This is a genomic window from Roseimicrobium gellanilyticum (assembly GCF_003315205.1).
In the GTDB taxonomy this organism is placed as follows: Bacteria; Verrucomicrobiota; Verrucomicrobiia; order Verrucomicrobiales; family Verrucomicrobiaceae; genus Roseimicrobium; species Roseimicrobium gellanilyticum.
Window position 1 is genome coordinate 104849 of record NZ_QNRR01000005.1, and the last position, 16807, is coordinate 121655.

Consider the following 16807-nt stretch of genomic DNA (forward strand, 5'->3'; position numbering starts at 1 on the left):
ACAAAAGCCTTCATCCCCCAACGACAAGACATGCAATCGAACCTGAACCGACTGAAGTCCCGCTTGCTCCAGGGCTTCTCCCTGCCTGAAGCCACCATCTCCATCGCCATAGCGGCGCTGGGGCTGACCTCCCTGCTGGGCTTTTTGCCGCAGAGCATGCACACCCTCAAGCAGGCAGGAGACATCGCCACGGAGACCCGTATCACCGAGCAGATCCTCTCCAGCATCTCCAATTCCGAATGGGTGGATGCCTCTGGCAACGACGTGCTCACGAATGAATACCAGGGCAAGCGGTACTACTTTGACGACCTCGCCGTGGAGCTCGACTCCAAGAATCCCGGTGACTGGGTGTCCTATGTCGCTGAGGTGGAAGTCCCGCAGTCAGACATCTCGCTTCCTGCCACGAGCCCGGTCCCGAACAATGGTGATTCCGATCCCTACCTGCGTCGTGTGGTGGTGAAGGTGGGTAATGCCAACAGCACCCAGTTCAGCTTTGACGATGCGCCGGCGTCGACCTTCCGCACCTACGCATCCGTGGTTTCGCGTTCAGGAAAATGAGAGCGCAGCCATTCCATCGTGCGAAAGCTTCCGGCTTCACCCTGCTGGAAATCATGATCTCCACCGTGATCGTGTCCGTGATCATGCTGGTGTGCGTCACCGCGCTGGATCAGACACAACGCACCTGGAAGTATTCGCAGGCGAAAGTGGAGCAGTTCCGTGAAGCCCGCCTCGCCTTTGAAGCCATCACCCGACACATCTCACAGGCGACATTGAACACGTACTGGGACTATCACTATGCGGAAACAGGCACGAATGAGGCGCCGCCTGATGCCGCCGTGCAGCCCAGCGCGTACGTGCGCTTTTCCGAGCTTCAATTCCGCACCGATCAAACCATCAACCTCCTCGGAGCGACCACCACCCCCGCGGATCACCCGGGACATGCCGTTTTCTTCCAGGCGCCTCTCGGACTTTCGCAGCAGCATCGGGAGTTGGGCACCCTGCTGAATGCGCGTGGCTATTTCATCGAGTTCGGCAGTGATGTGAAGGATCGCCCTCCGTTTCTCGGTCAGCGTGGCATCGCAGAAAAATTTCGTTACCGCCTCATCGAATACCGCCCGCCTTCCGAGCGCGCTACCAGCGCGCCTGCATCCACTGAGCAGGGGAACACGGTGTACGTGAAGCCGGATGAATGGTTCCGCCAGGATCTCGCGACTTCATCGGAGCCACTGGCGGACAACATCATCCTCCTGCTCGTGTCTCCGCGTGTATCGGAGGCCACCGCAAAGGCTGCCAATCGGAATGTGTCATGGGTCGCCCCCAGCTACCGGTATAACTCACTCGATACAGACAACAGCACGACCACGGTGGAGCCCGTCCAGCTCAATGAGGACGGCTCGGCGAAACAAGGCACACAACACCTGTTGCCACCCCTCGTGCAGGTGACTCTCGTGGCGCTGGACGAGCCCTCGGCACAACGTCTGGCAGAGCAGCACCGTGACAAGCCCGTGGATCTTCTGGCCGAAGCCAAGTCCACCTTCACGGAAGCGGCTTTCTACGAGAGGGATCTCGGAAGGTTGAAGGACCACCTCTCCGCCCAGCGGCTGAATTACCGCGTCTTCACCGCCGCCGTCGCCATGCGCAACGCGCGCTGGGATGGACGCGAATAGCCCAAGCCACTTCATGAAGACCCATCGCGCATTCAAGACCACCGGCACGGCAGGATTCACCCTGATCGAAATGCTCGTGGTCATCGTCATCCTCGGCTTGCTCATTGCGATCAGCGCCCCGGGGATTGATGGCATTCTGCGCTCGACACGGCTGAGTGCGGCTGCCGATGACGTCCGCAACTTTCTCTCCAGTGCCCAGCAACTCGCCGTGGCGCAGAATGTGGAGGTGGAGGTGCGGCTCTACGAATCCGTCAGCGGCACCGCGGTGGATGACACCCCGCGTGTGCGTACGCTGCGGACTCTCGTATTGCGCACCAGCGACATTGGTGTCGAGGGAGACTACAAGCCTGAGGGCGTGGCATTGAAACTCGACGACTCGATGGCCATCAGCAGCGAGACGCAACTCACGTCACTGCTTGGGAGAGCCTTCAAGTCAGCGGGCACAAATGAAGAGGGCAGGTACGTCTCCTTCCACTTTTTCCCAGATGGCTCGACCGATTTGCCGTCCACACAGGCCTGGTTCCTCACGATTCTGGAGGCGAAGCATGCCTCGCAACAGAATGCACCGGCGAATTTTGTGACCATCCAGGTCCACCCTACCAGCGGCAAGCTGCGGACCTTCCGGCCCTGATTGCGCCGACGGAGCCACCCGGATGTCGGCAAATGTTGCAATCCCTCCTGGCCGCTTACGTCGTGCCATGAGTATGCAACATCTTGTTCACCTTGGCACGATTGTTTCATCCATGGGGCTTCCGGTATCATTGCGAAGTCATGAAATCGACACCTTCACCCTTTGCCCAGGCAGTCCCTGCGGGCCCCACCCTCACGGCCCGCGCCGGATGGATGCTCCTGGCCTGGTCCTTCTACATGTGCTGGCTGGGCGTGAGCAGCGTGGGGCGCGTGCGTCTGCGGATGCACCACTGGCGTCACAGCCACAGCCATCGCCTTGCTGAGGCATCCTGAGGGAAGCAGCCAGCCAACCTGCAGATCGGCACGCGTGATCCTCACGTTTCCCCGCCCTGCCTACCCAACCTCGACCACCGTCCCCGAATTCAAAAAAGGGGAGTGGTCGTTTTTGCTTTGATGCGCATCTGCGAACTTCGGAACTGAGTTCAGCAAGATGGTGCGCGGGGAGGGGATCGAACCCCCGACCAACTCGGTGTAAACGAGCCGCTCTACCGCTGAGCTACCCGCGCGGTATCTGGATGGGTGCCTACAGTGCGTGTCGATGAGCTTCGCGCAAGCTGAATTGCGAGGTGTGTGAGGGTCATTCCTTCTGGGGCGGGTGCTGAATAACCGGTTTGACCGGGCCTTCGATCTTGTAGGAGTGCTTCCGTTCCTTGCCATTTTCCATCCAGACCTCGTCGAACTCGACGGAAATCCAGGCGTAGAACCTGCGTCCGGGATGGACCTCAAGGGACTTGGCCCGCATGGATTTTTTTGTGATGCGCCAGGTGAGTGGAGGAGTTGGCGAAGGGTACACCGCGTTGAAGGAACAGGTGAAGTTGGCGGTCTTTGGGTCCACATCCACCGTCAGGGAGCTGGCGTGGGCAGGGACACCACCGTGGATGAAGAGCGCCACACCGCCGTGCTCGGTGGATTTGGTTTCGCAGAAGGACATGAGGTGCTCTCCCTGATGGGTCGAGGTACACGCGGAGGTGTGCTCCAGAAGAATCAAATCCTCTTCGTCGATGCTGCCATCCATGGTGTCTTCGAGTCCTTCATCCGGATTTCCCGTGATGTGCCACGGACGGGAGGTCTCCAGGGAGGTGAAGAATTTGAATGTGAGCTCCGGGGCTACCTGAACCTTTGCGGCTATCATATCCTCGCAGGCATCCTTCGGCGCGGGGATGGGGGTGGGCGGGGGCTCTGCCTGGCTGACGGAGCAGCAGGCCAGCGACCACACCAGCCATGCGGCGGCAACGCCCGTGATTGGTTTGTTCGGGAGGCTCATGGGCATGGCGATTCGGCTGGGATGCTAGCGTGGGAGGGGGGAAGGCACCGTCAAAACCCTGTAAAATATCCCTGCTTTCACACCATCTTCGGCCGGATCCGCAAAACGAATCTGTCACACCCCGTTAGCACCAGACATCCAGTTGCGATTCAGGTGCTTCCTCCAATGCTCGACATTGTCGCGGGTGCGCCTATCGTTCTGACCGACCCTTTTCCATGACGCTCGAACAGTTCCTCGGTAACCGCTACCGCCTCATTGCGCGCCTTCCCGCGCTTGGTGCCACGCACCAGCGCTATGCGGTGCAGGCGTCGAATGGCACGCCGGACTACCTGGTGCTGAGTTACTGTGACTATGCCAAGCCGCTGAGCATGGATTCCCTGGCCCAACAGCGCCGGGCGGTGGAGGTGATGATGCGCCCGCCTGTGGGATTGCTCTGCCGGGTGACGGACTTCCAGCTCAAGCCGGACCACCAATGGACGGTCTCTGAGTACCCGGGCGACTACAGCCTGCGGGAGTTGCTCCAGCAGCGTCAGTCCCTCACCATGGAGGAGGTGGAGGCCTTCCTGCGCCTGCTCACGGAGGCTTGTGAGGCCGCTACCGCGCTGGGTTGGCCTCGCCTGCAACTGGAGGCCGGGCACCTGTATCTGGATGCTCGCTTGGGCCTGCCCCGCATCCCCGCGCCAGACGTGCCGGCGTTTGAAAATGCCGGCTCGGACGTGACGGATATGGATCCCATGGCGACCATGCAGTTCAGCGCCGCCGCCTTGCGCGCTGCCCTGGTCGATCCCGTGCCGAAGGACACGCACGAGTATGTGCTGCCCTTGGCAGCGCTCGCCTGTGACCTGCTCGGCCAGCCCCAGCACATGCGTGGGGGGAATGCCCGTTACCAGCCGGTGCCCCAGCTCACCTCCCAGCAGAATGTCCTCCTGCGCCGTGCGCTCACCAGCGAGGGCCGCGCCGGATTTGGCTCGGCCAAGGCGTTCATGGACGAGTTCTTCGGGGTGTCGATGCAGCCCAGCATCGCCGCGCATACCGAGCGCTTGCGGACCCTCACCGTCCCTTCACATCGCTCTGCCACCGGTCCTGTGCCCGCGGCACCGCCTCCCCCTGCCGGGATGTCCGGCGCCTTCACCACGGGCTCGCATGCCCCAGGCTCATTCCTCACGGCCCTCATCTCCACTTCCAGCAGTCCCGCTTCCTCGTCGCCGCCTCCGGTGGCGGGTCCAGCATCCACTAGTGCGGAGCAGCCGGTGAGTTTCGATGCCGTGACGGTGAAGCGCACCGGACCGCCCCCGCTGCCCGCCGCCAAGCCAGCAGGTCCCAGCGTGGCCGTCCTTGCCGTGACTGCGGCGGACCGCGAGAAAGCCCTGTCCCTGAGCCCGACGCTCCGCATCCGCCTCGTGCCGGACAGTGAAGAGGCACCCATCTTTGCCCTTGTGGGTGAGGAAAATGTGGTACTGGGCCGTTCGGCGAGCGATGCGGACTTCATCGCGCAGTTCCGTCCGCGTTCCAACATGAATGACGCCCGCTCACGCCGCGTCAGCCGTGCGCAGGCACGCGTACAGCTCCAGGATGGCAAGCTGATCGTCGAGGAGAGCGATGCGGTGAATCCCACGGTGCTGCAGGATGCTCCCATTCCCGGATTCGCCGAAGTGGAACTCCCGGTAAATTTCCTGTTGGCCGGTGAGTTTCCTATCGAGGTCCGCGCCATTGCCACGGAATTTGTCCTGGGGCGCGAGGTGCAGGATTGGTCAGCGCCTGAGGGTGAAGACGGCAAGCTCCACGGCGCAGTGATTCTGCGACCCGGCGGAAGCGGGGTGCTCTTGTGCGAGGCGGCCATGGTACTGAGCGACGTAGGCATCCATTTCTCCAAGTCGGGCCGCCCCTGGTTGCGGGCTGATTCTGCCGCTCATCCGGTGGCCAGAATCCAGCGCTTCGCCGGGCAGTTCTGGTTTGAGCCAGTGGAGGCCAGCGTGGTGGCGGTGGCCACAGGTGCGGATTTGCGCAGCAAAACAAACGAACTGATTTTGCTTACCGATGGGGCGAAGGTCCGGCTGGGGCCATACGGCTACACAGTGCAGACCTACAACCTGACGACAGCCAACGCGTCGGATGCGTCCCAGGCTGCCTGAGCACTGGGTTGGGCAAATGCCACGAGTCAGCGTTCTGGTGTCGATGGCGATGGCGGTGGTGCGGCACTACTGGAATCGGGCGCGGTAGGCTTTTCCACGAGGTACAAGTTCTTGGGCAATCCTTCCTTGGAGAGGATGGTCGTTTCCAGGTAGTGGCTCTGGGTTGTCTGCAGTGGCAGATCGCTGACGAGATACCTGGTTCTCTTCCAGATGAGCGGAGTATTGGCACCCCAGTAGGGCAGGCGATAGATGCGCGGAAAGTCTTTGCTCCCCCGTGCCGGTCCATCTTCATAGTAGTACCGCAGGGTGGGGTAGTAGTTGGGGATGACACTGACCTCCTCACGCTTGGGATTCAGCTTGTCGAGAAAACGGATGAGTTCGGGCACATGAGTCCACGGTTTCCGATCGTGCCTGATCATCAGCACGCAGGCCACGGTGATGGCGCAGGTGAGAGCCAGGGGTTCGAAACGTGCGAAACGCACACGGGAGGTGTCCTTGCGCTCAACCAGCGCCAGCAAATCAGCGGCAACGCGTACGAGAGTGACCGCGGAAAGAGCCTGCAGGTAGTTGCCCCACTTCATGGCCACGGCCCAGGGATGCCATTTCCAAACGGCCGCCGTGATGATGATGGTGAAAAGAGCCACCAGGTACTGCGGTGCCAGTGGTTGCTCGCTTCCAAGTGGGGCACGCTGGCCCCGTCGGCGCCAGATCTTGCGTGAGAGCACCAGCAGGGGAATGACAGTAAGAGGCCAGGCGATGGGATGAAACAGGTTGGTCATCACCTTTTCAGTCGTGGCATGTGATGCCTTGAACACATCCAGATACCGCACCAGAGCACCGTTCTCCCAGGAGATGCGGTCACGGTATTGTGGGTAGAAGCCAAGCCAGAGCACCAGCACACCCAGCACCACCATGGGGAGGACGAACCACGCGATGGGCGCCAATCGCGCGCTGAGCGTTTTTTTCTCCAGCAGGCAATACGTCGCGAACGCACCGGTCACGGCCATCGCTACAAGGACGAAACTGTATCTCGACCAGAAGAAGAGGCCGATCACCAGTCCGCCGATGAGCAGGGCATTCCGCCGCCTATGTGTGAGCACGACGTCCAGCGTCAGACACGCGATGACAATGGCGGCGAGCTCCATGCTGTATGCTCGTGCTTCATTGGCATGGTCGCGTAGCACGGGATAAACTGCCGGCACCAGTCCCGCTAGGAGGGCAAACTTGAAACTGCGCCTCCACCGCCAGCCGAGCCATGCCAGACATCCGGACCCGAGTGCAAAGAACAGCAGCGGAAGCAGGCGCTGCCATTCCAAGGTGCGAGACATCATGAGCCAGAAATGCAGCAGGATGCTGTAGCCACCCGGATCCAGGTTGCCGCGCGCATTGTGGTGCATCACGTCCGCCACATTCCCGGGTTTCTGAAAGGGAGGAGAGAACGCGTCGATGCCTCTGGAGATCCAGTATTGGACAGACTCGTCATACCAGAGACCTTCAAAGCGCAGGCAGCGCACGACAAAGAGGGTGGCTGACACCAGGGCCAGCAGCAGCAGGGCGAGATTCCACACGGAGATGCGACCGCCCAGCCACGGCTTCCTGTGGCCGGGAGAGGAAGGGGAAGTGTTCTCTGCGCCGTGGATCATGGGGCGGGCTTTGATTTTTTTCCTATGGCGGTTCCCGACCATGGAGGGGCGCTCCTGGCCAGATGGCGGAAAAAGAACGAGTCAGAGGCGCCCATGTATTGCCCGATCAAATAAAACTGCTTTTTTCCATCAAGTTGTTGCTGGAAGAGATCGGGGTGCAGCTTGTAATCCGAAAGGTAATACAGGTGCCACTGTCGTTGCGCCAGACGCTGGCCGGTGACGCGCAACATGTTGACGGGGTTGAGGGCGCCAATGATGAGCAACCCGATCAAGGCAGGTCTGGCCCAGGCGGAGGCGGGACTTTTTATTGCCGCCCTCGGAGCGCTCAAGACGTGGAGCACCAGCACCTGCAGCACGAAGAGCGCTGGAATGCACACCCGCATGACCAGATCATTGAAGTGCCCGTAGTGAACCCAGGGCAGCAGCAGGAGACACGCACTTGCGCTTGCCAGAAGGGCCACGTCGGTCCGGTGCCTGTCAGGCAGTGTTTTGAAAAGAAGAAATGCCAGTAGGCCAAACTCCAGCAGCAGCGTGAGGAGGTACAGCACCGCGAACTCGTCCCTGGAACCGTGGCTTAGCGCGAAGTAGAAGTCCCCCTTGGCAGTGATCTTCCGCGACGGGTAGAACTCAGAAGGCAATTCGTAAGGTGTGAACTTCGAGGCGAAGTAGAGCACCAGAATCAATCCCAGGAAAAGTGTGGGTCCATTCCGCCAGGTGCATTGGGCCGCCAGCCATGCCCGCCAAAGGTTGCGATGCCAGACAAGCCATCCGGCATAGACCAGAGCCAGACCAATGGTGATGAAAGGTGACCAAAGCATGCTGAGCACCATCAGACCCGCGGCGTGATAGGCTTCCGCATCCTTGTGCAAACCGTGAATCAAGAGCGCTGTGAGCAGCCATCCCGCGATTGCTTGATGAGGCACATAGGCGATGAGGGTGAGGTTGGCGGGAAACACCCAGCGCTTGGACCACCATTCCATGTCAAAATTCCCCTGCCACGGACGGGCGTTCAGAGCGCCAGGCGACACCATGGCGCCGATCAGATCGCCACCGGAGAAGAGCAACAGCACCAGCAGGACAATCCACCAGCGCGCCCCTGAAAGCGCCACGAGCCAGAAACACGCCAGGGCGCATCCGGCGATGGTCCACAGCCAGAGAGTGGTGTTGGCAGCGGTCCACCCAAACGCATGGCCCACCAGGGCCGCAGGCAGGTAGTATGCCACGTAGTAGGTCAGCGACACTGTATCCTTCGTGGTGTGATACATCACGGGCCACGGATGATCCATGAGATCCCGGAGAATGGCGAGGTGTTTGGCCCAATCCCAGTTCTGGATGCCGAACCCGCCGGCGCCCTGGGTGGACACCACCAAAGCGATGGTCACCACCAGGAGTGCGCCATGCCACCAGCGCCATCCTGACGGCATCCGGCAGACCTTGTGCCCATATCCGAGTGTCGCCACCATGGCAAAGGCAGAGATGGTGCCGAGGCACGCCCAGAGCGGCTGCAGCCAGCCGGAGAGGAACAGCAACACCGGCAGTGTCAGGTAACTCAGGCTTGCCCATACCAGCCAGCGGGGGACAGCGTGCTTCTCCACGGTCGGGCAATCAAGGCTGCCACCACTGGTGCCGGTGAATGCCATCATGACAGCACAAGACTTGAGTGCCTCGCCAGGCGGAGCAGGAACGGTTGGGGCGAATGGGAGGGAGGTTCCATGATGGAATGGAGTCTGGAATCTGCCTCGCTTTGCACAAAATCCGCCTGTCAGCAAGAAACTCAGGAATCAGCTCATCGGGGGACAAAATCCCGCTTCGCCTTTGCGACCCTTGACTTGCACAGGCATCAGGAAGTTGTTGGGTGCGGTATCACCTCTCCCGCATTTTTATGTCTATTGAGAACCAGGACACGTTGCGCCCCAGAATCACCGCATATGAAGTCGGTGCGGAAATGGCTGGCTGGACCATCACTCCGGCCTCGTACCAGCGCCAGCTGATGGATGATACGCCCGGGCGTGGTGCCTATCGCTGCCTGCCGCTCAGCATGGCAAACCAAGCCGGATGGTTTGTCCACTGTGCGTTCGGCTTCACCGCAGTGTGGAATGGAGAAGTCGACTCCAGTGGGATCACGTTGGACTTTCCCGAGGAGACTCGGGAGAAGGCCTCTGCCTCAATCCTTTCGCACTTTGGCTGCGGCATCATCACTTTCCGGCTTCCCTTCTTGTTCCGCACGCCTCCCGGAGTCGGACTGCTCGTTCGTGGCGCGCCGAATTGGCCGCTGGTGAATTTCCATCCGCTCGAAGGCCTGGTGGAGACGGACTGGAGTTCCTCCACCTTCACGATGAATTGGAAGATTCTGGAGCCGGGGCGCGAGGTGCGTTTTGATCCGGCCACTCCTGTCTGTTTCATCCAGCCCTTTGACATGGACCTGCCGGAGAAGCTCGAAGCGCACCGTATGCCGGTGAAGAATGATCCGGAAATTGAAAAGCGGTTTTGTGAGTGGCGGAAAAGCCGGAGCGAATTCATGAATTCGGAGGTGCAAAAGCGCGGTGGCTGGCAAAAGGACTACTTCCAAGGCGTCGACACGCAAGGCAATGAGACTGAGGTGCATCGAACAAACTTCCGCCTGTCAAAATTTCCAGACTGAGGACGCTCTCCACCCTGGCACTGGGCGTTTTGCAACAAACCTTTACAAAATGGGTTGCGCGAGACGGGTCTGGAAGCAAAAATCCCCGCCAAGCTGGCTGCAAGAGGAATGGGCCTCTTGTGGTACGAACGGCGCACTTAACCCCAACATTGAACACACATGTCCACTGTACCTCCGCCCCCCCCTCCGCCGATTCCGCCACCTCCGGTGCCGTAAATTGGTGATCCGCTAAAGACTTTAGACTCCCGGCAGTCCCGTTGTGTGCATGCACAACGGGACTGTCATTTTCTGAAAATGAACTGCGCAGCCAGGGGAATTCGCCTCAGGGTTCGCGGAGCCACCAGCGCTTCAGAAAGGAAGGCATGCGTTGGGTCAGTTGCTTCCAACGTCGTTGTTCCTCCTGCAAACGCAGTTTGAGTTTTGCCACCCTTCCGCGGGACGTTTGCGCCTGTTCACGGAGTTGTTTCACACGTCCCTCGGCACCTTTGATCAATGGACCCAAGGTCGCGAGATAACTGCTGATGGCTCTGTTTTCGGCAAGGGCGTCCGGTGGCGGGGCAGTGGTCCAGGTGGCGAGGACTTCTGTGTAGAGTGCCTCAAGTTGCGTGCAGGTTCCATCGAAGCTGTACCGTGCTCTCACGCGTCGTGTCACCTCGCTGGCTTTGCCAGGATCAAAGCTCCGAATCTCTTTCTCCACGCGCTTCACCTCCATGGGAAAGATGTCTCCGGGAACGGTGAAGTTCCTGCGACCCCATGCCTCGAGTGATTCTGGATTGATGATAGGCCCACAGCCACGCACGCTGCACGGCATCACGGCGCAACCACATGCCATCGCTTCCAGTGCGGAGCGACCAATGGCAAATACCAGATCGTACTCGGGAAGCACGTCTTCGGGAGCGGTAATGGCGTTCCCGAAAGGTGCGCCCAGTTTGTCCAGGTGAGTGCCTGCGCGCTCACAGGCCTGCTGGATCCGGCTCACATGATGTGCGGGGATGAACGCGTTCCCATACAGCAGGGCACGGCGGGGCCTCTGACAGAGCTGTCGGACGTTGCGAAATCTGCCCAGGTGCACCGAGTTGGGCAGGATGCAGATGTCTTCTTGAGGCCTTCCTGCTTCCACGGCGAGCCAGTGCCTCATTGCTTCCGCCATGCCCACATATCTGGCGATGCGGGGATGCCGGGGAGGCCGCTCCTGCCAGGGGCCGTAGCCGTGGCAGTGGTAGATGGCGGGAGCAGAGGGAAAGGCGCAGAGCGCCGTCATGGTGGCGAGGTGATGCTGGCCATGAATCACCTCCGGCACGAACGCACAGGCTTGGGGAGACTCCAGCACGGCGACACCTTGAGCCTCCAGCGCGGCGCTCACGGACCCGCGCAGCCAGGCGTAGACCGCCACCGTATGGCCGCGTTCCTGAAGGGCTATGGCCAGATCGCTGATGAACACCTGCGTGCCACCGCGCACTTCATGAAGCTCGTCATTGGTGAGCAGGAGTTTCATGTGGGCAACGTGCCGTGCTCGTCCCGGATCTCCAGCACCTCTCGCAGAACACGAGTGAGGTGGGCCGTTTCGTCCTGGCGAATCATCGAGAAGGAAATGACCACCACGTCACCAGGCTGGCACCAGCGACGGATGGACGCTTCCATGGCCGGCAGACTCGGGGCTGCGACAGCTTGCACCCCCAGGGTTCTCAGCCGACGGCAAAAGCCCGTGGTGGAGAAAGGCCGGGCGTAGGAGTGCAACTCCACGGGGGGGCTCGCGATGACCAGGTTTGCGCTGGCCGCCACGCTCCCCGGAAGTGCTTGAATCCAGGGGCCGCGAGCACCCCCTGTGTACCTCGGTTCGAAGAGCAGGACGATCCGGCGTGAGGGGTGGCGGCTGCGCAGGGCGTCCAGGGTTGCCCGGAGTGCCAGGGGATGATACGCCTCGTCCGTGTAGATGCGGGAGCGCATTCCTTGGGCCACCAAGTCAAGGCGGCCTTCCACGCCGGGAAAGGTCCGCAGCGCCTGTGCAGCTTTCTTCGGAGTGACTCCGGCATGCTGCGCCATCACAGTCGCCAGGGCGGCATTGCGCGCGTTCATTTTTCCGGGGAGGGACAGGGCAAATGGAACCGTACCCAGCCGAAACGTGATGCCGGAAGCGGTTTCGTGAAATTCTTCGATCCGGATGTCCGCACCCTTGGCGAAGCCCACGGACGTGATGGGAGTCGGCGTCAGACCAGCCAGGGTGGCGACTCCGGGATCGTCTGTGTTGATGGTGATGCTTCCATTCCCCGGCACCTGATGGACCAGGTGCACAAAGGCCTGCCGATACGCGTCTGGAGTGGGATACACCTCGAGATGGTCCTGCTGCAGGGTGGTCAGTCCCAGGTGGCGGGGATGGTAGCGCAGGAACTTGGGCAGGGGATCGCCCAGTCCACATGGGTACTCGTCACCTTCCAGCACAAAAACCTTGGAACGGGAGAGCGAGACCCGCTGTTCACGGCCTCGTATGCCGCCTCCGAGGAGGAAAGACGGGGGCTTTCCCGCGGCCAGGAGGATCCACAGGAGCATTGCGGTCGTGCTGGTCTTGCCCTTGGTGCCTGCGACGACGAGGTTGTCCGTCGCCCGCAGGAAGTGGTGCTGGAGGAAAGCTGCCGCATTCCAAACGGGGAGCCCGCGCTTGAGGGCGGATTCCAGAAGAGGCTCCCCCCGATTCACCATGGAGCCGGTCACCACGGCGTTCACATGGGAGGGGAGCCGCCCATTCTGGCCGTGAGGTGTGACCTTGATTCCAGCCCTTTCCAGAATGCCCGGCATGGGAGGGAATCCGACGGGATCTGTGCCTGAAACCTTCACGCCCAGCTCCTTGAGAGCCAGAGCGAGACCGCCGACCATGCGCCCATGAATCCCCAGAAAGTGGATTCGTTCAGGAAGATCAGGCATAGAGAAGAGTCGGGGGATGCTGGAGCCTTTGGCGCCGGAGTCCACAGCTATAACGGGCCTATCAGCGGACGATCAAGGAGCTTCATTTGTATGCAGATGCTGTTGAACAGTTCTTGCGGGTGGTACGCTTCTCTCGCCAGCAGGTTTTCCAGTGTGAACCTGAGCGCCTTTCTGCGTGACAGATGAGCAGCATCCCGTATGCTGAGGGGCTCGAAGATTCGGAATGCGGTAGACCCGCCATGAACCCCTTGGATGACACGCTGAACATCGGTCCTACTCTGCCGCGGCAGTCGTCGCAGGCTGAGGAGCCTTCTGCCAGCGCGAGCAGCAGCATCTTGGAGACGGATCTGGATCTCCAGCAGACGGTGCGCATGCCCGGCGCGGGCACCCTGACGTTTGGTCGCTACCGGTTGCAACGGGTACTGGGCCGTGGTGGCATGGGCGTGGTGTGGCTCGCCGTGGACACCAAGCTGGAGCGCGCAGTGGCCCTGAAATTTTTGCCGGATGCCGTGGGCCTCGACCCCATGGCCCTCAAAGAGCTGAAGGAAGAAACCCGCCGCGGTCTCGATCTCGCGCATCCGAACATTGTCCGCATTTACGACTTCATCGATGACGACGAGGGGGCGGCCGCCATCAGCATGGAGTTTGTGGATGGCAAGAGCCTCTCCGAGCGTCGCATCTCCCTCCCGCATCACATCTTCACGGTCGATCAGATTGGTCCCCTGGTGGGGCAGATGTGTGATGCCCTGGACTACGCGCACTTGCAGAAGCGGATTGTGCACCGCGATTTGAAGCCGGCGAACCTCATGGTGAACTCGGACTCGCAGGTGAAGATTACCGACTTCGGCATCTCCTGCAGCCTCTCTGATACCATGAGCCGCCTGAGCCGGATGCAGCAGCATACGGGCACCAGCGGCACCCTGCTCTACATGAGCCCGCAGCAGGCCATGGGAGATCTCCCGCGTCCCACGGATGACATCTATGCGGTGGGCGCGACCTTGTTTGAGCTGCTCACCGGGAAGCCGCCTTTCTATCGTGGGGACATCACCACGCAGATCACCGGCAAGATCGCTCCCCGGCTGAAGGATCGTCGCGAAGAATTGCAGATTTCGGCCGCCGACGATATTCCCAGGGAGTGGGAAGATGCGATTGCCGCGTGCCTCGACAAAGATCCGGCCCGCAGGCCACAGACCGCCGGGGATCTGGCCCAGATGTTGGGAGTCTCCCTCCGCAATGACACGAAACCCTCGCTGCAGGTGAAGACCAACTCGGTGGGACTTCGTCCGATTGAGGTGCAGTCTCCGCCGACTGAGAAGCGGGAAAAGGCACCCGTATCTCCCCTGGCGCGGTGGATTCTCATCACCTGTGCCATTGTGCTGTTGCTCGCTGGTCTGGGTGCTGGCGGCATCTGGTGGTGGCTGAACCGCCCAGGTGAGTGGGCCGTGGAGACAGAACCTCCCGGCGCGACGGTCACCATGAACGGGTACACGGTGAAGTCTCCTGCCACGATCCAAGGGCTGAAGCCTGACGACTACCGGGCCACGGTCACCAAGGACGGGTTTGAACCCCGCACGGTGGCATTCCGTGTCTCCCCGGGGAAACCCGTGGACATCGGCACCGTGAGCTTGGAGCGCAGCACAGGAAGCCTGACGGTTTCCAGCGATCCTGATGGCGTGGAATTTGTGGTGAAATCCACCACGAATGACAAGCAACCGCAGGAAATTGGCGTGACACCGCGCGTCTTGCGCCTGCCCGTGGGCACCTATGAGGTGTCCATGGAGCACGATGGCGAGACCAAGCACTCGGTGGTGCAGGTCGTCCGGAACATTGATGTGCCGAAGACCTTGAAGTTTGAGAAGCCTGAGCCGCCTCCACCTCCTGCCCCGACGCCTGTGGTAGCGGCGAACACGCCCCCGCAGACACCTCCCATGCCTTCCTCCTCGGACGGTCCGCCGCCTGAGAGCAGTGCAAGTCCCTCCAGTTCGGCCGGAAGCAATCCCCCCGCACCTGCGCCCCCGCAACCTCAGGTCCCGCCACAGCCACAGCCACAGCTCGACGTGGCGGATACTCCTCCGGCGCCTGCGCCAAATGCCGCCGCCATGGCTTCCGCTTCTGCAGGGGGGCAAGTAGAGCCCTCCGCTTCGCCTTCTGCGCCTGCCCCCAATGCCAGCACGCCAACGGAGGGAGGGGCGCCTGTCGGTCCAAACATGGCTGGTCCTCCTGGGGTTCAGCCGACCGTGGGAGACCCCTCAGATGGGCATTGGCAGCTGGACGAAATCTTCTCCAGCTCCACGTATGCAGGTTACTCGGAGGCCGGGCGACGTTATCTGCTGTACAAGGCACAACAAGGTCTTGGGATTGGCGCGGACGGCAAAGTCGGGCCCGGCACGCACAAGGCCATTCAGAAGTTCCAAACCGCAAACGCACTGCAACCCACTGGTCAGCTCGATGGCCCGACCATCTCCGCTCTCGAACTGGCAAACCAGCCGGACAAGCCCGACTGGTCTCCACCTCAGCGCAGTGGTGGTGGGAGCAGCAGACGCTCAGGCGACGATCGCACCCCTGAGAGCGAAAAGACTGCGGCTCGCAAATTCATCGAGCGCAACATCCTCGGTGGACGAGACCTGAAGGAAGTATTCAAGGGCAAGCGATAGGCTGGCTGGTTTTGTTTTGCCATTGTCTGTGTAAACATCGCAGACGCAATCCGCATCATATTCTCCACAGATCCGTCATGGCCGCCGCGTGACGGAAGTGTTTGTGAAAAACGGTCGGTGGCCGTATTCCTGCTGCGATTTGAATCAGGTATGTTCGCGAACCGCGCATAGACGTGAACGCCTCCAAAAAAATTCAAAAAACCTGTCACGTCGTTTTGGGGCGCTACATGAATATGGCAAAACCAAATCTCATTTTGCCAGTGCAACCTTCTACAATTCAAAAGTCAAAGACCATGAAAATCAGCATCAAAAACCTCATCATCACCGGCGCTCTCATGATCGCCTCCACCACAGCCCTCAAGGCTGACCCCCGCGAAGCGGAAGACGTCGCTTACCGCATGGCCACCAGCTACGTCGCCAAGGGCTTCTCCATGGCTCCGACCGACCACTCTGGTGTGCTCGGCGGTGGGCAGGCCATCCGCTTCCTCATTCCCGTGACCAAGGGCCTTGACTATGTGTTCCTGGCCGGTGCAGACCAGAGCGCTCTCGACGTGGATGTGTATGTCTATGATGAAGTGGGCAACCTGATTCTCGACGACCGCCGCAGCACCCGTCTTGCCGGTGTGCAATTCCGCGCCAGCTACAACGGCACCGCGATGGTGTACCTGAACATGGCCCGCGCCAACGGTCTCGCCAGCTACTACGTGCTTGTCGGTCGTCGCGGCGCTGCCAAGGGTGGCATCAGCGGAACGACGCTCACCAGCGGCAGCCAGAATCCCATCGTTGAGACGGCTGTCTCGGCCAACTAATGCCTCGAAAGATGTACCAAAGCCCCGTCACTCCGGTGGCGGGGTTTGGGTCTCAAGAAACTTCAAGTTTGTCATAACCCATCGTCATCATTTGCCATGAAACGCATTGTCACCTCCCTGAGCCTTGCTCTTTCCGCCCTTGCCCTTGCCAGCTGCGCGAGCGATCCGCCCCCCGCGCATGTGCACCACTACCACACCCGCACGCGTTATGTGGAGCCCTCCTACAAGCCCGCTGGTGTGAGCGGCAGCTACAACACGAATGTGTACAGCGCGCCTGAAAGCTTCTCCGCAGTCGCTCCTCCGCACAGCTACTCCAACTAAGTTGCAGACTGGCTAACAAGCGAAGAAGAACGCGGAGTTCACGGAACCCGCCGGACGATCCAAAAAC

General features: G+C 60.8%; 14 protein-coding genes and 1 tRNA gene. 9 read left to right on the forward strand and 6 right to left on the reverse strand.

The genetic code is table 11. From position 1 onward, the window contains the following. Positions 1 to 30: 30 nt before the first annotated feature. From vccB to DES53_RS15290, 4 genes are all read left to right on the forward strand, one after another. Positions 31 to 558 carry a Verru_Chthon cassette protein B gene (gene vccB / locus DES53_RS15275; protein WP_113959158.1) on the forward strand — a complete coding sequence of 176 codons (528 nt, stop codon included), beginning with the start codon at positions 31 to 33 and terminating at the stop codon, positions 556 to 558. Then, positions 555 to 1667, forward strand: a complete 1113-nt coding sequence (gene vccC, locus DES53_RS15280) for a Verru_Chthon cassette protein C (RefSeq protein ID WP_113959159.1) — start codon at positions 555 to 557, stop codon at positions 1665 to 1667. The genes vccB and vccC overlap by 4 nt, the downstream gene beginning before the upstream one ends. A 13-nt stretch (positions 1668 to 1680) precedes the next feature. Further along, positions 1681 to 2298, forward strand: a complete 618-nt coding sequence (gene vccD / locus DES53_RS15285) for a Verru_Chthon cassette protein D (protein WP_170157145.1) — start codon at positions 1681 to 1683, stop codon at positions 2296 to 2298. A gap of 140 nt (positions 2299 to 2438) precedes the next feature. Then, a complete protein-coding gene (locus DES53_RS15290) occupies positions 2439 to 2630 on the forward strand; it encodes a hypothetical protein (RefSeq protein WP_113959161.1) in 192 nt (63 codons plus the stop codon). A 158-nt stretch (positions 2631 to 2788) separates the two neighbouring features. Here the strand turns inward: DES53_RS15290 and DES53_RS15295 are convergent. Together DES53_RS15295 and DES53_RS15300 are read right to left on the reverse strand one after the other, a co-directional pair. Then, positions 2789 to 2863, reverse strand: a tRNA-Val gene (locus tag DES53_RS15295). Positions 2864 to 2934: 71 nt separating this feature from the next. Continuing rightward, complete coding sequence (locus DES53_RS15300) at positions 2935 to 3621, reverse strand: hypothetical protein (RefSeq protein WP_170157146.1); 687 nt, start codon at positions 3619 to 3621, stop codon at positions 2935 to 2937. A 215-nt stretch (positions 3622 to 3836) separates the two neighbouring features. On the opposite strand from DES53_RS15300, the gene DES53_RS15305 reads away from it, so the two are divergent. Continuing rightward, complete coding sequence (locus DES53_RS15305) at positions 3837 to 5753, forward strand: FHA domain-containing protein (protein WP_113959163.1); 1917 nt, start codon at positions 3837 to 3839, stop codon at positions 5751 to 5753. 26 nt (positions 5754 to 5779) lie between these two features. Here DES53_RS15305 and DES53_RS15310 read toward each other — a convergent pair whose 3' ends face one another. Both DES53_RS15310 and DES53_RS15315 read right to left on the reverse strand, forming a co-directional pair. Then, entirely contained in the window at positions 5780 to 7396 is a 1617-nt protein-coding gene (locus DES53_RS15310) for a hypothetical protein (protein WP_113959164.1), read from the reverse strand. After that, positions 7393 to 9039 carry a hypothetical protein gene (locus DES53_RS15315; protein WP_113959165.1) on the reverse strand — a complete coding sequence of 549 codons (1647 nt, stop codon included), beginning with the start codon at positions 9037 to 9039 and terminating at the stop codon, positions 7393 to 7395. Before DES53_RS15315 ends, DES53_RS15310 begins: the two co-directional genes overlap by 4 nt. 239 nt (positions 9040 to 9278) lie before the next feature. Here DES53_RS15315 and DES53_RS15320 point away from each other — a divergent pair, with 239 nt between their 5' ends. Then, positions 9279 to 10037, forward strand: coding sequence for a DUF6065 family protein (locus DES53_RS15320; RefSeq protein ID WP_113959166.1), 759 nt, complete (start codon positions 9279 to 9281; stop codon positions 10035 to 10037). 322 nt (positions 10038 to 10359) lie between these two features. Here the strand turns inward: DES53_RS15320 and DES53_RS15325 are convergent, their stop codons facing one another. Further along, complete coding sequence (locus DES53_RS15325; protein ID WP_113959167.1) at positions 10360 to 11532, reverse strand: glycosyltransferase family protein; 1173 nt, start codon at positions 11530 to 11532, stop codon at positions 10360 to 10362. Then, positions 11529 to 12956, reverse strand: a complete 1428-nt coding sequence (locus DES53_RS15330; RefSeq protein WP_113959168.1) for a Mur ligase family protein — start codon at positions 12954 to 12956, stop codon at positions 11529 to 11531. Before DES53_RS15330 ends, DES53_RS15325 begins: the two co-directional genes overlap by 4 nt. Positions 12957 to 13195: 239 nt before the next feature. Here DES53_RS15330 and DES53_RS15335 point away from each other — a divergent pair, with 239 nt between their 5' ends. The 3 genes from DES53_RS15335 (at position 13196) to DES53_RS15345 (ending at position 16740) form a co-directional block, all read left to right on the forward strand. After that, the gene (locus tag DES53_RS15335) at positions 13196 to 15610 is read left to right on the forward strand and encodes a protein kinase domain-containing protein (RefSeq protein WP_170157147.1); all 2415 of its coding nucleotides are present in this window, start codon (positions 13196 to 13198) and stop codon (positions 15608 to 15610) included. 293 nt (positions 15611 to 15903) lie between these two features. Further along, the gene (locus tag DES53_RS15340) at positions 15904 to 16419 is read left to right on the forward strand and encodes a hypothetical protein (protein ID WP_113959170.1); all 516 of its coding nucleotides are present in this window, start codon (positions 15904 to 15906) and stop codon (positions 16417 to 16419) included. 96 nt (positions 16420 to 16515) lie between these two features. Beyond that, positions 16516 to 16740: a hypothetical protein gene (locus DES53_RS15345; protein WP_113959171.1), complete on the forward strand. Its 225-nt coding sequence runs from the start codon at positions 16516 to 16518 to the stop codon at positions 16738 to 16740. Positions 16741 to 16807 lie beyond the last annotated feature (67 nt).

Coding starts and splice junctions, on each gene's coding strand:
- DES53_RS15325 (WP_113959167.1), bottom strand. CDS start 11,532: ATGAAACTCCTGCTCACCAATGACGAGCTTCATGAAGTGCGCGGTGGC.
- DES53_RS15315 (WP_113959165.1), bottom strand. CDS start 9,039: ATGATGGCATTCACCGGCACCAGTGGTGGCAGCCTTGATTGCCCGACC.
- DES53_RS15300 (WP_170157146.1), bottom strand. CDS start 3,621: ATGAGCCTCCCGAACAAACCAATCACGGGCGTTGCCGCCGCATGGCTG.
- vccB (WP_113959158.1), top strand. CDS start 31: ATGCAATCGAACCTGAACCGACTGAAGTCCCGCTTGCTCCAGGGCTTC.
- DES53_RS15320 (WP_113959166.1), top strand. CDS start 9,279: ATGTCTATTGAGAACCAGGACACGTTGCGCCCCAGAATCACCGCATAT.
- vccD (WP_170157145.1), top strand. CDS start 1,681: ATGAAGACCCATCGCGCATTCAAGACCACCGGCACGGCAGGATTCACC.
- vccC (WP_113959159.1), top strand. CDS start 555: ATGAGAGCGCAGCCATTCCATCGTGCGAAAGCTTCCGGCTTCACCCTG.
- DES53_RS15305 (WP_113959163.1), top strand. CDS start 3,837: ATGACGCTCGAACAGTTCCTCGGTAACCGCTACCGCCTCATTGCGCGC.
- DES53_RS15340 (WP_113959170.1), top strand. CDS start 15,904: ATGAAAATCAGCATCAAAAACCTCATCATCACCGGCGCTCTCATGATC.
- DES53_RS15345 (WP_113959171.1), top strand. CDS start 16,516: ATGAAACGCATTGTCACCTCCCTGAGCCTTGCTCTTTCCGCCCTTGCC.
- DES53_RS15310 (WP_113959164.1), bottom strand. CDS start 7,396: ATGATCCACGGCGCAGAGAACACTTCCCCTTCCTCTCCCGGCCACAGG.
- DES53_RS15290 (WP_113959161.1), top strand. CDS start 2,439: ATGAAATCGACACCTTCACCCTTTGCCCAGGCAGTCCCTGCGGGCCCC.
- DES53_RS15335 (WP_170157147.1), top strand. CDS start 13,196: ATGAACCCCTTGGATGACACGCTGAACATCGGTCCTACTCTGCCGCGG.
- DES53_RS15330 (WP_113959168.1), bottom strand. CDS start 12,956: ATGCCTGATCTTCCTGAACGAATCCACTTTCTGGGGATTCATGGGCGC.